Genomic DNA, 14,173 nt, shown 5'->3' on the forward strand with positions numbered 1-14,173 from the left:
CGCAACGACAAAGCCCCGCTTCGATAAAGCGGGGCTTTGTCGTTGCCGAAGTGTCGGGAAGCGACGCGCGCGACCCTGACGGGTCGCGCGCGGAAGAAATTACTCGTCGCCCGGACGACCGGAGCCGGTCGACTGGCCGCCCTTGCGACCAGCGTTGGACGCAAGTTCGCGATCCTGGGAGAAAGAGCGCTTCTCGGCCGGCACACTGCGCCCGCCCTTGCTCGCGATCTCTCGCTGCCGCTCGAGGTCCATGGATGCGAAACCTCGCTTCGAGGTGGAATTTCCTGATGCCATCAGCGCCTCCTCAGCTTTGCTTTCACTGAGAGGACAACCTTTGCCAATATCGATGGTTCCTCGACTCGGGCCGTCACCAGCAAAGTCGCGGGCAGGATTGTGCATCAATCCAAGCTTAACCGTTGGCCGCCGATTCGTCGCGCTGAAATCACAGGATCGCCCGTGCGGGCCTGTGCAGACCCACGCCGATGCCGGGATCGGGCTCTGGACAAAGGCGTGTCGACCCGCATTGGATGCAAGCCGATCTTGCGGTGTCGGGAGGGACGTCGCGCCCAACCCAAGCCCGTCCCAGGAGCCCCATCCATGACCCTCGACACCGAGGTTTCCTCGCTGCGCCAGGTACCGCTGTTTCGCGGTGTCGAGCCGTCCCGCCTCAAGCTTCTGGCTTTCACGAGCGAGCGCGTCCATTTCGAGGCTGGCCAGCAGCTATTCGCGCGCGGGGACGCGGCCGACGCCGCTTACCTGCTGCTTGAGGGCTCGGCGGAAGTCTCGATCGACGGGCCGCAGGGGCCGTTCCGGCTGGCTCTTCTCGGCGCGAATGCCCTGGTGGGCGAGATGGGCATCCTGGCGGACCAACCCCGCTCGGCCACGGTGGCGGCCCTCGATACCCTCACCGCCCTGCGCATCGACCGCGCGGTCTTCCTCGAACTCCTCGGACAATTTCCGCAGATCGGAATCGCGGTGATGCGCGAACTCGCCCTTCGCCTGGAGCAGACCAACCAGCAATTGGCGCAGAGCCAGGGCTGATCCCGCTCAGGCCTCGGGATAGGTGATGAACTCCATCAGGGAGCCGTCCGGATCGCGGAAATAGAGGCTCAGGCCGGGGCCCGCCGCGCCGTTGCGCTCGACCGGACCGAGTTCCACCGGAACCCCGTGGGCCGCCAGATGGGCCGCGGCAGTCTCGACCGGCCCGGACCAGCGAAAGCAGAGGTCGCTGTTGCCGGGCCTCACCGGGTGTTTCGCGAGCGGCGCGGCCTCGATGCCAGGACCGTGGACGTTCAGCTGCACCCCGCCGAAGCGGTAGGCGAAGCCGGCGCCGCGCCGGATGATCTCGGCCCCCATCACGTCGCCGTAGAAGGCGTTCGCGCGCTCCCAGTCGCTGACGTGGATCACGCAATGGTCGAGGTGGATCGCCGGCCCGATTTCGGCGAGCGGCGCCTCGACATCGACCGTGGGGAGCGTCTCGGTATCGGCCATGGTGGCTCTGGGACCTGCAGCTTCGGAACGGGCCGATCATGTGGCCCGGCTCCGCGCGACGCAATGGCGGTCGCCGCGCCAATGCGGCGGCATTGCGCCCGACCCGGCCTTACGGGACCACGAACCTGCGGCGGGAAAGACACAACGTCCAGGCTCCCGGGCGGTTAGTCAGGGCTGTGGCGTCGTCCGACGCGTCGAATCGTGGAGTCGTCCATGCCGTCCCGCCGCCTTGCCCTCGGGCTGATCCTGCTGGCCCCCCTGGCCGCGTGCCAATCGCGCGGCCCCGTCAGCGTGGCGCAGGACGACGAGGCGGCCTGGTACACCGGCACGATGCCGGACAAGCCCTTCGACGTACCGCTGGTCGACAAGACGCGCCTCGACCCGAAGTACCGCCGGCAGATCGTGCGCTACACCGGCCCCGAGAAGCCCGGCACCATCGTGGTCGACATCGACGCCCGTCAGCTCGCCCTGGTGCAGGAGGACGGCACTGCGGTGCAGTACGGCGTCGGGGTGGGCAAGCTCGGATTCTCGTGGAAAGGTCAGGCGCGGGTCGGCCGCAAGGGCACGTGGCCCGATTGGCGCCCGACCACCACCATGGTCTCCCTCAACCCGGACCTGCCGCGCACCCTCAAGGGCGGCGTCGACAATCCCCTCGGCGCCCGCGCGCTCTACCTATACCAGGGCTCTCGCGACATCCTGTTCCGAATCCACGGGACCAACGAGCCCTGGAGCATCGGAGAGCAGATGTCCTCGGGCTGCGTGCGCATGCTGAACGAAGACATCGTCGATCTCTACGAGCGTGTTCCGGTCGGAGCGACGGTTCTGGTCAAGCGAAATGGCAAGTACCGCGCTTGATATCGACCCATTTGGATTGCTTTGATCGACAGATCCGGCGCCGACGCGTCGTCGACCCAATATTCAGAGAGGCATTCGATGACGATCACCACTTCGAGCTTGCAACCGATCATCGCACTCGCGGCCGGCGTACTGATCCTGATCATGCCACGATTGTTGAACTTCATCGTGGCTATCTACCTGATCCTTGTGGGATTGATCGGCCTCGGCGTCTTTCGGGCTCTGTCCTAGGCAGCGCACAACACGGTTACACACCGTCGAAAGCGTTACACGGTTCCGGTGTGGCCGCGCCGTTCATCTTGCGTTGCAGCAGGAGATGGTCCAACCCGCCGTGCTAGGAATGGGGCGTGTTTCACTCCCGCAAGCGGACGGATACAAATGGGCAAGTGGGTCTATTCCTTCGGTGACGGCAAGGCCGAGGGCCAGTCGTCCATGCGCAACCTGCTGGGCGGCAAGGGCGCGAACCTCGCGGAGATGTCGAATCTCGGCCTGCCGGTTCCCCCCGGGTTCACCATCACGACCGAAGTCTGCACCTACTACTACGATCACGGGCAGCAGTATCCGGCCGAATTGAAGGCCGAGGTCCAGGCCGCCCTTGATGCGGTCGGCGCGCTCACGGGCCGGGGCTTCGGCGACCCGAAGAACCCGCTCCTCGTCTCGGTCCGCTCGGGCGCCCGCGCCTCGATGCCCGGCATGATGGACACCGTCCTGAACCTCGGCCTCAACGACGTCACCGTCGAGGCCCTGGCCGAGGGCGCCGGCGACCCGCGCTTCGCTTACGATTCCTACCGCCGCTTCATCACCATGTACTCCAACGTGGTCCTCGGCGTGGAGCACCACGCCTTCGAGGAGGCCCTGGAGCACTACAAGGAGGGCAAGGGCGTCAGCCTCGACACCGAACTCGGCGCCGAGGACTGGAAGCAGCTCGTGACCAGGTACAAGGCCATCGTGAAGGCCGAGCACGGCTCGGACTTCCCGCAGGCGCCCGAGGACCAGCTCTGGGGCGCCATCGGCGCGGTGTTCGATTCCTGGATGATCCCGCGCGCCAAGAAGTACCGCGAGCTCAACAACATCCCGGAGAGCTGGGGAACGGCCGTCAACGTCCAGGCCATGGTGTTCGGCAACATGGGCGACACCTCGGCCACCGGCGTCGCTTTCACCCGCAACCCCTCCACGGGCGAGCGCGCCCTCTACGGCGAGTTCCTGATCAACGCGCAAGGGGAAGACGTGGTGGCGGGCATCCGCACCCCGCAGGACATCACCGAGAAGGCCCGCATCGAGGCCAAATCCGATCGTCCGTCGATGGAGCTGGCCATGCCGGACTCCTACGCCGAGCTGGTGCGGATCTACGGTCTCCTCGAGACTCATTACCGCGACATGCAGGACATGGAGTTCACCATCGAGTCGGGCAAGCTCTGGATGCTCCAGACCCGCAACGGCAAGCGCACCGCCAAGGCGGCCCTGCGCATCGCCGTCGACCTCGCGGCGGAAGGCCTGATCACCGAGGAGGAGGCCATCGGCCGGGTCGAGCCCGCCGCCCTCGACCAGCTCCTGCACCCCACCATCGACCCCAAGGCCGAGCGCAAGGTCATCGCCTCGGGCCTGCCGGCCTCGCCGGGCGCGGCCACCGGCGAGATCGTCTTCAACTCCGAGGATGCCGAGGCCGCCCGCAAGGCCGAGCGTAAGTGTATCCTCGTGCGGGTGGAGACCTCGCCGGAGGACATCCACGGCATGCACGCCTCCGAGGGCATCCTCACCACCCGCGGCGGCATGACCAGCCACGCGGCCGTGGTGGCCCGCGGCATGGGCAAGCCCTGCGTCTCCGGCGTCGGCTCGATCCGCGTCGACTACAAGGCCGGCACGCTCTCAGTCGCCGGCACCACCCTCAAGGCCGGCGACAAGATCACCATCGACGGCTCGACGGGGCAGGTGCTGCTGGGCGAGGTGGCGATGCTGGAGCCATCCCTGTCGGGCGAGTTCGCCACCCTGATGGGCTGGGCCGACAAGGTGCGCACCATGAAGGTCCGCACCAACGCCGACACGCCGACCGACGCACGCGCCGCCCGCAACTTCGGCGCCGAGGGCATCGGCCTCTGCCGCACCGAGCACATGTTCTTCGAGGGTGACCGGATCATCGCGGTGCGCGAGATGATCCTGGCCGACGACGTCGAGGGCCGCCGCTCGGCGCTCGCCAAGATCCTGCCCTACCAGCGCCAGGACTTCGTCGAGCTGTTCACGATCATGTCGGGCCTGCCCGTCACGATCCGCCTGCTCGATCCGCCGCTGCACGAATTCCTGCCGCACACGGACGAGGAGGTGCGGGACGTCGCCCAGAGCATGGGCGTGTCGGAGGACAAGCTGCGCCGCCGCATGACGGAACTGCACGAGTTCAACCCCATGCTCGGCTTCCGTGGCTGCCGACTCGCGATCGCCTTCCCGGAGATCGCCGAGATGCAGGCCCGCGCCATCTTCGAGGCCGCCGTCCAGGCCGCCAAGGAGACCGGTGCACCGGTGACCTCCGAGGTCATGGTGCCGCTCGTCTTCACCAAGATGGAATTCGACATCGTCAAGGCGCGCATCGATGCCATGGCGAAGGCAGTCTCTGCCGAAACCGGCGGCACGCTTGATTACCAAGTGGGCACGATGATCGAACTGCCCCGCGCGGCCCTGCGGGCGGGCGACATCGCCGAGACGGCGGAGTTCTTCTCCTTCGGCACGAACGACCTGACCCAGACCGCGCTCGGCATCTCCCGCGACGATGCCGCGACCTTCCTGGGCGCCTACACGCAGAAGGGCATCCTCTCGGCGGATCCGTTCATCTCCATCGACCAGGAGGGCGTCGGCGAACTCGTGCGCATCGGCGTGGAGCGCGGTCGCGCGGTTCGCCCCGACATCAAGCTCGGCATCTGCGGCGAGCACGGCGGCGATCCGGCCTCGATCACCTTCTGCCAGGAGGTCGGCCTCGATTACGTCTCTTGCTCGCCTTACCGGGTGCCGATCGCCCGCCTCGCGGCGGCTCAGGCCGCCCTCGCGGCCAAGGGAACCAGCAAAGCCGACAAGTAGGGGCCGACGCCGTCGGAAGAGTCATCGCGAGCGTGATCCGGTGCAGCCATGGCTGCCCCGATTGCGTTCCGAAAGGTCCCGTTCAACAAATTGTCGAAAACACGGCGAACCGATTTCGCGCGGGCACGTTCAGTGCTAGTGCCGAACCGTAGCGCGCGGGTCATCCTGCTTATAGGGGCGGCAGCCAACGCGTGGGATCGCCGGCATGAACGACACCAGCCCACCCCCTCTCTTCATCAACGAGAATCCCGTCGCGGTCCCGCTGCCCCGCGCGATGCAGCAGGCCTACCTGTGGGTCGTCACCGGGCTCGGCGGCCTCGCTACGATCGCGCTGTTCGTCTTCGCCGTCGCGACCCAGAGCGGCGCCGACGCGGAGCGGATCGCGAGCGGTCAGGCCGGCGAGCATACGGGCTTGGCGACCCTGATCGGGCATCTCGGCGCCACGCACGGGCGGCCGGGCGCGCTCTGACCCGGCGCCCTTAACCGCTCCGCAACCATACCGCACGATAGTCGATCTCACGGGCCGCTGCCCCTCCCTTAGGGCCGGCGATCCGCGCGTTTGGCATCCTTGTGCAGGTCGGTTGCGTGGGCACGAAACGGTTACGACGCGCCTCGCATCTGCGCTGGCTCAGCGCCGCGATGGTGCCCTGGACGGCCGGGCTCGGCCTCCTCGTCTCCTTCACCGCCACGGCGGGAACCGACATGGTCCCGGGCGCCGCGGGCCTCGCCGACCGCGCGTCGCGCGTCGCCGCCACGGCCTCGCCCGGCGCTCGCCTCTCCGGAACCCAGACGCGCACCCATCCGGCCCGGCGCTCGGCTGCACGCCTCCCGAGCGGCGGCACCGATGCGCCAGCCTCCGGCATGGTCATCCGGGCCAGCCTCGCGGAACCGGGCGACGGCCTGATCGCACCCGGCTCCACAGCCTGGAACCCGGATCTCGACGCCAGCTTCGTACCCGCCCCCGATCTCGGCCTGTACCCGAACCCGGAAGTCGAGGATGGCCCGATCGTCGTCGAGGACGGCGCGACGCCCGCGATCCCCCGCGCCGAGGCCCTGTCTTCCACGACCCCGGCCCCGGCGGATGCGACCCCGATCGAGGTCGCCGCGGCGAGCCTCGCCTTCCCGGGCCTGTCACCCCGCGCGGGTACGACGGACAGCGCCACCACGCCGGTGCCGGACGCGACGCCCGAGGCCGCGCGCCACCGCTACGCCGACCTGATCGGCCCTGACGCGATGGACCGAGAGCAGCGCTGCCTCGCCGAGGCCGTGTATTTCGAAGCCCGCAGCGAACCTGAGGAGGGCCAAGCCGCCGTCGCCCAGGTGGTGCTGAACCGGGTCAAGAGCGGCCTCTACCCGAGCAACGTCTGCGGTGTCGTCTACCAGAACCGCCACCGCTACATGGGCTGCCAGTTCTCCTTCGCCTGCGAGGGCAAGTCCCTGCGCGTGACGGACGGTCCCTCCTGGCAGACGGCCACCCGCATCGCCAGCGCGGTGATCGAGGGCCGGACTTACCTGAGCGAGGTGGGTGGCGCGACGCATTACCATGCCGATTACGTGAAACCCGGCTGGTCCCGGCGTCTGAAGAAGATGGACGTCATCGGCCGGCACATCTTCTACCAGCTCAAGCGCGGACAGACCTGAAATCCTGAATCGTTCCCGCGCTTTTTACCTAAGCAGTGAAACATCTAAGTAGTCCTAAGCTTGGGTTAATTTTACCCTGACTCGGGATTGAGCTTGCCCACGGGGCAACTTGGCGGCCTCTGATACGTCGAGGTGCGCGCGGTCTTCGCGCGACATCCCGCTTCGTTCAGTGTCTCGAGCCCCGAGGAACCCGTCATGACCGCGCCGGTCACCCCACGCCTGCTTCTCGCCGCCATCGCCGGCGCCCTCCTCAGCGTCTCATCCGCCCAGGCGGGGGGTTGCGGCGGCGCCGAGTGCTACCGCCACGTCAACACCCCCCCGGTCTACGGTGCCGTATCGGAGCGCGTCCTCGTGCGCCCGGCCGAGACTGTCTATCGCACCGTCCCGCCGGTCTACGACACCGTGTCCGAGCGCGTGCTCGTGGCGCCGGGCGGGCGCGTCTGGCAGACCCGCCGCGACGCCTACGGCGAGCTCGTCGGCTGCTGGGTCGACGTTCCCCCGCAATACACGGTGCGCCACCGCCGCGTGCTGGTGCAGCCCGCCCAGACCATTCCGGAGACGATCCCGGCGGAATACGCCAGCGTGCGCCGCCGTGTCCTGGTGCAGCCCGCGCGCTCCGGCTGGGTCCCGGCCAATTACGGGCAGGGCGGCTATCCGGGCGCCTACGGACCGAGCCTCGCCATCGGCTCGATCCCCGATGCCTTCGGCATCACGGGCGCCAGTTCGGCCGATGTCGGCGTGGGCCTCGGCTTCTCCCGGGGCAGCATCTACGACGGCTACTGAGCGTGCGGACCGGCCCCGGGTCGCCCGGGGCCGCTTGATTCGACCGGCTGCCGACACACCTTGCCTTGGAAAAGCGGAGGTGTGCCATGGGTCGGTTCAAGGCTTGGGTCGTCGAGAAGACCGAGACGGGGCAATCCCTCGCCTTCACGGATTTCGACGATGCCGACCTGATGGAGGGCGATGTCACCGTCCGGGTGTCCCACTCCACGGTGAACTACAAGGACGGGCTGGCGATGACCGGCACGTCGCCGGTGGTGCGCCGCTTCCCCATGATCCCCGGCATCGATTTCGCCGGCACCGTCGAGACCTCGGACCACCCTGACTACAAGCCCGGCGACGCGGTGGTGCTCACCGGCTGGGGCGTCGGCGAGACCCATCTGGGCGCCTACGCCGAGCGCGCCCGCGTCAAGGGTGACTGGCTGGTACCGCTGCCGGAGGGCCTGAGCCCCGCCCAGGCCATGGCGATCGGTACCGCCGGATACACCGCGATGCTGTGTTTGATGGCCCTCGACCACCACGGCGTGAACCCGGCGCAGGGTCCGATCCTGGTCACGGGCGCATCCGGCGGCGTCGGTTCGGTGGCCGTCGCGCTCCTGGCCCGGGCCGGCTGGCACCTCATCGCCTCGACGGGGCGCGATTCGGAGGCCGACTACCTGCGCGGCCTCGGTGCCGCCGAGATCCTCGACCGCGCGGAACTCGGCAAGCCGGGCAAGCCGCTCGCGAAGGAGCGCTGGGCGGCAGCGGTGGACGCGGTCGGCTCCGTCACCCTCGCCAACGTCCTCGCCGGCACGAAGGCGGACGGCGCGGTCGCGGCCTGCGGTCTGGCGCAGGGCATGGACCTGCCCACCTCCGTGGCCCCCTTCATCCTGCGCGGTGTCTCGCTTCTGGGCATCAACAGCGTGACCACGCCCCAGGCCAAGCGCCGGGCGGCCTGGGGACGCCTCGCGCGGGAACTCGATCACGACAAGCTCGCGGCGATGACCCAGACGGTGCCGCTGGCCGGCGTCGACACGGTGGCGCAGGCGATCCTGGAGGGCCGGGTCCGCGGGCGCACGGTGGTCGAGGTGGCTTGAGCGGAACGCCGGGCACGCGCCGGGCGTTTTCGCTTGCATGAGCCAAGCATTTGTCCGTGAGCGGGATGGAGACGCGGTGTTCGAGGATCTCCCCGAGCGCCCGATCTCGTCCCATCCCAACTTCGTCACCCCCGAGGGGATGGCCCAGATCGAGGCGGAGGTCGCGCGCCTCCAGGCCGCGTTCTCGGCCCTGACCCCGGAGGCGCAGGCCGACGTCGCCCGCATCAACCGCGACCTCGCCTACTGGACGGCGCGGCGCAGTTCCGCACAACTCGTCGAGGCCGAGCCCGGCGACGTGGTCCGGTTCAGTTCGACGGTGACGATCCTGGCAGAGGACGACAGCCGCCGGACCTACCGCATCGTTGGTGAGGACGAGGCTGATCCAGCGCAGGGCACCATTTCGTACGTCTCGCCGATGGCCCGCGCGCTGACCGGAAAGGTCGTCGGCGACGTCGTCGAGGTGAACGAACACGAGAGCGAGATCGTGGAAATCGGCTGAACCGCGTATGCCCGGTGACGGCCCAGGGCGGCCTAGAAAACGTGACGGCCCAAGAAAAAAGGCTCGGATTGCTCCGAGCCCTGGAAGGGAAAAGGCCATTGGGGGCAGTACTGGCCTTCGTGATGGGCAAACGCCGTCCCCCGGCCCTGGTTCCAAAGAAATTCGAAAAAAGTGTCAGCGCGGCGCGGAGGCGCGCCGCAGCCGGTCGTTGATCGCCTCGCCGAGGCCTCGTTCCGGGATCGGCGCGACCGCGATCACCGCCGCGCCGATGCCATCGAGCTGGCGCAGGGCTGAGAACAGGCGGGCCGCCGCCTCGGCCAGATCCCCGGCCGGACTGAGGTTGAGGCGCGCACGGGCCGCATCCGCCCCCGGCAGCGGATCGGACCCGAACAGCAGTGCGACCTCCTCCGGCGAGACGGACGTCGCGTCGAGACGAACCTGTGCCCGCGGCGCGTAGTGAGAAGCGAGCAACCCCGGGCCGACCGGATGGATCGCATCCGAGCCCTCCGAACCCGCGAGGGTGACGCCGAGCCGCGCCTCTAGAGCCTCCCGCGTGATCCCGCCCGGCCGCAGCAGCCGTGGCGGACCGCCGAGGCAGGCGACTACCGTGGATTCGACACCGACCGGCGTCTCGCCGCCGTCGATCACGGCCGCGATCCGGCCGTCGAGATCGGCGAGCACGTGCGCGGCGCTGGTCGGACTGACGCGGCCCGAGCGATTGGCGGAAGGCGCCGCGACCGGCCGGCAGACGCGGGCCAGCAATGCCCGGGTCCGCTCGGGCGCCGGCACTCGCAGCGCGACGCTCGGCAGGCCCGCCCGGGCGAGATCGCAGATCCGGCAGCCGGGCGCGGCCGGGACCACCAGCGTGAGGGCCCCGGGCCAGAACGCGGCGGCGAGGCTCCGCGCCGCGTCGTCGAACACGCCCTCGGCGAAGGCCGCGTCCGCATCGGGCAGATGCGCGATCAGCGGGTTTAAGCGCGGGCGCTCCTTGGCGGCGAAGATCCGCGCCACCGCCGACGGGTCGGTGGCATCGGCGCCGAGGCCGTAGACCGTCTCGGTGGGGAAGGCCACGACCTGCCCGGCGCGGAGCAGCACGGCCGCCGCCTCCATCCCGTGCGCATCGTCGCTCAGGCATCGCGTCGCCACGGACGGGATCGCATCACCGGGGATTGACCCGAGATCGTTCATATCTAAACTATCTTTGCCGTACCCCTTCGGCGGGGATCGCCCGGGCCTAGCGCCCGGCCGGGGCTTGCGTCAAACACGGGGCGACACGCGTCGGATCAACCAAGGCGCGGGAGGAAGCATCATGACCTATCGCGCACCGGTGGCCGACATGCTGTTCGCCCTGCGGCACGTGGCCGGGCTCGACGCCGCCCTGGCCGCCGGCCGGCACGGCGACCTCGCGCTGGAGGATGCCGAGGCGATCCTGGCCGAGGCCGGTAAAGTCGCCGAATTGGTCATCGCCCCCCTCAACCAGGTGGGTGACCGCCACGGCACGCCGCTCAAGGACGGAGCCATCACCACCCCGCCAGGCTGGCGCGAGGCCTACCGGACCTGGATCGACGGCGGCTGGAACGGCCTCAGCGCCGACCCCGAGCATGGCGGCCAGGGCCTGCCCCTCGTCCTCAACGCGGCCTGCACCGAGATGTGGAACGCGGCGAGCATCGCCTTCGGCCTCTGCCCGCTCCTCACGGCCGGCGGCATCGAGGCCCTGGCCCAGCACGGCTCGGACGACCTGAAGACGCGCTACCTCGACAAGCTCGTCTCGGGCGAATGGACCGCGACCATGAACCTGACCGAACCGCAGGCCGGCTCGGACCTCGCACTCCTGCGCAGCCGGGCCGAGCCCGTCGGCGACGGCTCCTACCGGATCGTCGGCGCGAAGATCTACATCACCTACGGCGAGCACGACCTGACCGACAACATCGTCCACCTCGTGCTGGCCCGGCTCAAGGATGCGCCGGCCGGCACCCGGGGCATCTCGCTGTTCCTCGTGCCGAAGGTGTTGCCGGACGGCAGCCGCAACGATCTGCGCTGCTCAGGGATCGAGCACAAGCTCGGCATCCACGGCTCGCCGACCTGCTCGATGGCCTTCGGCGATCACGGCGGCGCCATCGGCTGGCTCATCGGCCAGGAGAATCGCGGGCTCGCCTGCATGTTCACGATGATGAACTCGGCCCGACTCAATGTCGGCCTGCAGGGCGTCGGCATCGCCGAGCGCGCCTACCAGCAGGCGCTCGGCTACGCCCGCGACCGGCGCCAGGGCAAGGCGCCGGGGGCCACCGAGGCGAGCCCCATCGTCGCCCATGCCGACGTGCAGCGCATGCTGCTGACCATGAAGGCCTTCACCCAGGCCGCCCGTGGCATCTGCTACCTCACGGCGGACTCCCTCGACGCGGCGGAGGGCCCGGAGGGGCAGGCGGCCCACGACCGCGCCTCGCTGCTGACCCCCGTCGCCAAGGCCTTCTCCACCGACATCGCCAACGAGGTGACCTCGCTGGGCGTCCAGGTCCATGGCGGCATGGGCTTCGTGGAGGAGACCGGCGCCGCCCAGCACATGCGCGACGCCCGCATCCTCGGCATCTACGAGGGCACCAACGGCATCCAGGCCATCGACCTCGTCGCCCGCAAGCTGCCGCTGAATGGCGGCGCCACGGTGCGGGCGCAGATCGCGAGCCTGCGGCGCACCGCCGAGGGTTTCCTGAAAGACCCCGACCCGACCTTCGGCCGCATCGGCGCCCGCCTGCGCGCCGGCATCGAGAGCCTGGACCGGGCGACGAGCTTCCAGTTGAAGGCGTTGGCCTCGAACCGGCCCGAGACGGCGCTCGCCGGCGCGACGCCGTATCTGCGCCTGTTCGGCCTCGTCCAGGGCGGGGCCTGTCTCGGGCGCCAAGCGCTCGCCGCCCATGCGGCCCTGAAGGCGGGAGAGACCGACCCGGCCCATGCCGGCCGGATCGCGCTCGCGCGCTTCTTTGCCGACAACCTGCTCACCGCCGGCGAGGGGCTGGAGGCGAGCATCGTCGCCGGCGGACACTTCACAGACGACGCCGAACTCGCCCTGGCGAGCTGACAGGGCTGAAACCGCACGGGATCGGGGGCAGGGCGACATGAGCGAGCACATCGCGATTGAGGACACGGCCGACGGCGTCCGCCTCATCCGCATCGACCGACCCGAGAAGAAGAACGCCCTGACCGGCGCCATGTACGACGCCATGCGGGGTGCCCTAGCGCAGGCCGATGCGGCTGACGCCATCGGTGCCGTGGTGTTCGCCGGGGTGCCGGGCGCGTTCAGCGCCGGCAACGACCTCGCGGACTTCGTGGCGGGCGCGAGCAAGCCGTTCCGCGAGGCGCCGGCCCTGCAGTTCATCCGCCAACTCGCCCGCACCCGCACGCCGATGATCGCCGCGGTGGACGGAATCGCGGTCGGGATCGGCACGACCCTGACCCTGCATTGCGACCTCGTCTATGCCAGCCCGGCGGCCCGCTTCCGCATGCCCTTCGTGGAGCTCGGCCTCGTGCCGGAGGCAGCCTCCAGCTACCTGCTGCCGCGCCGGGTCGGGCTCCTCAAGGCTACCGAGATGCTGCTCCTGAGCCAGGGCTTCGACGCGGACGAGGCGCTCGGCCTCGGCCTCGTCAATGAGGTGATGCCGGCCGGGCTGCTGCTGGAACACGCCCAGGCGCAAGGGGCGCGCCTCGCCGGGCTCCCGCGCGGCGCGGTGCAGGCGACGCGGGCGCTGATCCGCGGTGACCAAGCCGCGATGGAAGCCGCCCTCGAGGCCGAGGCCGTCGCTTTCGAGGAACGCCTGCGGGCGCCGGAAGCCCAGGCGGCCTTCGCGCGCTTCCTCGGCCGGGCCAAGCCGGCGTGAGCGCCGGACCCGTCCTATCCAAGACTCCGGATCTGCGTGGAAAGATCTGCCTCGTGGCCGGGGCCTCGCGCGGGGTCGGGCGGGGCATCGCCCGGGGGCTCGGCGAGGCCGGCGCCACCGTCATCGTCACGGCGCGCTCCAGCGAGACGGGGCCGCGCACGGAGGGCCGGTCCGAATTCATTGAGGATACGGCCCGTGCCGTCGATGCCGCCGGCGGCGAAGGGCATCACTACCTCTGCGACCATACCAGCGAGCGGGCGGTCGACACGCTAGTCCACTGGACCTTACGCCGGTTCGGCCGCATCGATGTGGCCGTCTCCAGCGTCTGGGGCGGCAACGAGGGCTATGACGGCGAGCGCTACGCCGACGGCGCCGCCTGGGGGACACCGTTCTGGCGCCGCTCGGCCGAGCCGTTCTCGGAGTTCTTCGGGAGCGGTCCGTACCCGGCGCTGCTCTTCGCCCGCGCGGTCGCCCCCCCGATGATCTCGACCAGAGCCGGCCTCCTCGCCTTCGTCTCCTTCGACACCGCGCCAGGCTACCTCGGCGACATCTTCTACGACCTGGCCAAGGCCACCACGAACCGGCTCGCCTATGCCTGCGCGCAGGAACTTGCGCCGCACGGCGTCACCGCGCTCGGACTCTCGCCCGGCTTCGTGCGCACCGAGCGCGCGGTCGACATCGGCCACGCCGACCGGGCCACCGAGAGCCCGCTCTATGCGGGGCGGGCGCTCGCCGCCCTGGCCGCCGACCCGGATGTGGCGGGCCGGGCCGGACAGATCCTCCATGCCGGCGATCTCGCCGCCGATTACGGCTTCACCGATGCGGACGGCACGCAGCCAGCCCGGTTCCAGATCGACGCCCGAGAATCTTGAACAAGAAATCTAAGAGGGGAGACCTGA

Annotated in this window: 15 protein-coding genes; 12 read left to right on the forward strand and 3 right to left on the reverse strand. The window is 69.5% G+C overall.

What is annotated here, in order from left to right; all coding sequences use genetic code 11:
* Positions 1–99: 99 nt before the first annotated feature.
* A complete protein-coding gene (locus MKK58_RS21520) occupies positions 100–294 on the reverse strand; it encodes a general stress protein (RefSeq protein ID WP_313899297.1) in 195 nt (64 codons plus the stop codon).
* A gap of 303 nt (positions 295–597) precedes the next feature.
* On the opposite strand from MKK58_RS21520, the gene MKK58_RS21525 reads away from it, so the two are divergent.
* Complete coding sequence (locus MKK58_RS21525) at positions 598–1,041, forward strand: cyclic nucleotide-binding domain-containing protein (protein WP_238275397.1); 444 nt, start codon at positions 598–600, stop codon at positions 1,039–1,041.
* A gap of 6 nt (positions 1,042–1,047) precedes the next feature.
* Here the strand turns inward: MKK58_RS21525 and MKK58_RS21530 are convergent, their stop codons facing one another.
* The gene (locus MKK58_RS21530) at positions 1,048–1,491 is read right to left on the reverse strand and encodes a VOC family protein (protein WP_243914643.1); all 444 of its coding nucleotides are present in this window, start codon (positions 1,489–1,491) and stop codon (positions 1,048–1,050) included.
* Positions 1,492–1,704: 213 nt separating this feature from the next.
* On the opposite strand from MKK58_RS21530, the gene MKK58_RS21535 reads away from it, so the two are divergent.
* The 8 genes from MKK58_RS21535 to greA all read left to right on the forward strand — a co-directional run bounded on the left by MKK58_RS21535 (position 1,705) and on the right by greA (position 9,405).
* Positions 1,705–2,346, forward strand: coding sequence for a L,D-transpeptidase (locus MKK58_RS21535; protein WP_243914645.1), 642 nt, complete (start codon positions 1,705–1,707; stop codon positions 2,344–2,346).
* Positions 2,347–2,424: 78 nt separating this feature from the next.
* The gene (locus MKK58_RS21540) at positions 2,425–2,577 is read left to right on the forward strand and encodes a DUF3096 domain-containing protein (RefSeq protein ID WP_243914648.1); all 153 of its coding nucleotides are present in this window, start codon (positions 2,425–2,427) and stop codon (positions 2,575–2,577) included.
* Between the two features lie 147 nt (positions 2,578–2,724).
* Positions 2,725–5,409, forward strand: coding sequence for a pyruvate, phosphate dikinase (gene ppdK / locus MKK58_RS21545; protein ID WP_243914650.1), 2,685 nt, complete (start codon positions 2,725–2,727; stop codon positions 5,407–5,409).
* 205 nt (positions 5,410–5,614) lie between these two features.
* The gene (locus MKK58_RS21550; RefSeq protein ID WP_243914651.1) at positions 5,615–5,878 is read left to right on the forward strand and encodes a hypothetical protein; all 264 of its coding nucleotides are present in this window, start codon (positions 5,615–5,617) and stop codon (positions 5,876–5,878) included.
* Between the two features lie 116 nt (positions 5,879–5,994).
* On the forward strand, positions 5,995–7,050 hold the full coding sequence (locus MKK58_RS21555) for a cell wall hydrolase (RefSeq protein ID WP_409565286.1): 1,056 nt from the start codon (positions 5,995–5,997) through the stop codon (positions 7,048–7,050).
* 195 nt (positions 7,051–7,245) lie between these two features.
* Positions 7,246–7,833, forward strand: a complete 588-nt coding sequence (locus MKK58_RS21560) for a hypothetical protein (RefSeq protein WP_243914652.1) — start codon at positions 7,246–7,248, stop codon at positions 7,831–7,833.
* A gap of 86 nt (positions 7,834–7,919) precedes the next feature.
* A complete protein-coding gene (locus tag MKK58_RS21565) occupies positions 7,920–8,906 on the forward strand; it encodes an MDR family oxidoreductase (RefSeq protein ID WP_243914653.1) in 987 nt (328 codons plus the stop codon).
* Between the two features lie 37 nt (positions 8,907–8,943).
* Positions 8,944–9,405, forward strand: a complete 462-nt coding sequence (gene greA / locus MKK58_RS21570; protein WP_243914655.1) for a transcription elongation factor GreA — start codon at positions 8,944–8,946, stop codon at positions 9,403–9,405.
* Between the two features lie 174 nt (positions 9,406–9,579).
* Here greA and MKK58_RS21575 read toward each other — a convergent pair whose 3' ends face one another.
* The gene (locus MKK58_RS21575) at positions 9,580–10,593 is read right to left on the reverse strand and encodes an L-threonylcarbamoyladenylate synthase (protein ID WP_243914657.1); all 1,014 of its coding nucleotides are present in this window, start codon (positions 10,591–10,593) and stop codon (positions 9,580–9,582) included.
* Between the two features lie 121 nt (positions 10,594–10,714).
* On the opposite strand from MKK58_RS21575, the gene MKK58_RS21580 reads away from it, so the two are divergent.
* From MKK58_RS21580 to MKK58_RS21590, 3 genes are read left to right on the forward strand one after another with little or no spacing between them, the layout of a single operon-like run.
* A complete protein-coding gene (locus MKK58_RS21580) occupies positions 10,715–12,478 on the forward strand; it encodes an acyl-CoA dehydrogenase (RefSeq protein ID WP_243914659.1) in 1,764 nt (587 codons plus the stop codon).
* A gap of 37 nt (positions 12,479–12,515) precedes the next feature.
* The gene (locus tag MKK58_RS21585; RefSeq protein ID WP_243914661.1) at positions 12,516–13,274 is read left to right on the forward strand and encodes an enoyl-CoA hydratase-related protein; all 759 of its coding nucleotides are present in this window, start codon (positions 12,516–12,518) and stop codon (positions 13,272–13,274) included.
* Positions 13,275–13,327: 53 nt separating this feature from the next.
* Positions 13,328–14,146, forward strand: a complete 819-nt coding sequence (locus MKK58_RS21590; protein ID WP_243914827.1) for an SDR family NAD(P)-dependent oxidoreductase — start codon at positions 13,328–13,330, stop codon at positions 14,144–14,146.
* The last annotated feature ends 27 nt before the right edge of the window (positions 14,147–14,173 follow it).

The organism is Methylobacterium sp. J-078 (genome assembly GCF_022829285.1).
In the GTDB taxonomy this organism is placed as follows: domain Bacteria; phylum Pseudomonadota; class Alphaproteobacteria; order Rhizobiales; family Beijerinckiaceae; genus Methylobacterium.

Coding starts and splice junctions, on each gene's coding strand:
- greA (WP_243914655.1), top strand. CDS start 8,944: ATGAGCCAAGCATTTGTCCGTGAGCGGGATGGAGACGCGGTGTTCGAG.
- ppdK (WP_243914650.1), top strand. CDS start 2,725: ATGGGCAAGTGGGTCTATTCCTTCGGTGACGGCAAGGCCGAGGGCCAG.
- MKK58_RS21585 (WP_243914661.1), top strand. CDS start 12,516: ATGAGCGAGCACATCGCGATTGAGGACACGGCCGACGGCGTCCGCCTC.
- MKK58_RS21535 (WP_243914645.1), top strand. CDS start 1,705: ATGCCGTCCCGCCGCCTTGCCCTCGGGCTGATCCTGCTGGCCCCCCTG.
- MKK58_RS21580 (WP_243914659.1), top strand. CDS start 10,715: ATGACCTATCGCGCACCGGTGGCCGACATGCTGTTCGCCCTGCGGCAC.
- MKK58_RS21565 (WP_243914653.1), top strand. CDS start 7,920: ATGGGTCGGTTCAAGGCTTGGGTCGTCGAGAAGACCGAGACGGGGCAA.
- MKK58_RS21550 (WP_243914651.1), top strand. CDS start 5,615: ATGAACGACACCAGCCCACCCCCTCTCTTCATCAACGAGAATCCCGTC.
- MKK58_RS21575 (WP_243914657.1), bottom strand. CDS start 10,593: ATGAACGATCTCGGGTCAATCCCCGGTGATGCGATCCCGTCCGTGGCG.
- MKK58_RS21520 (WP_313899297.1), bottom strand. CDS start 294: ATGGCATCAGGAAATTCCACCTCGAAGCGAGGTTTCGCATCCATGGAC.
- MKK58_RS21525 (WP_238275397.1), top strand. CDS start 598: ATGACCCTCGACACCGAGGTTTCCTCGCTGCGCCAGGTACCGCTGTTT.
- MKK58_RS21560 (WP_243914652.1), top strand. CDS start 7,246: ATGACCGCGCCGGTCACCCCACGCCTGCTTCTCGCCGCCATCGCCGGC.
- MKK58_RS21540 (WP_243914648.1), top strand. CDS start 2,425: ATGACGATCACCACTTCGAGCTTGCAACCGATCATCGCACTCGCGGCC.
- MKK58_RS21530 (WP_243914643.1), bottom strand. CDS start 1,491: ATGGCCGATACCGAGACGCTCCCCACGGTCGATGTCGAGGCGCCGCTC.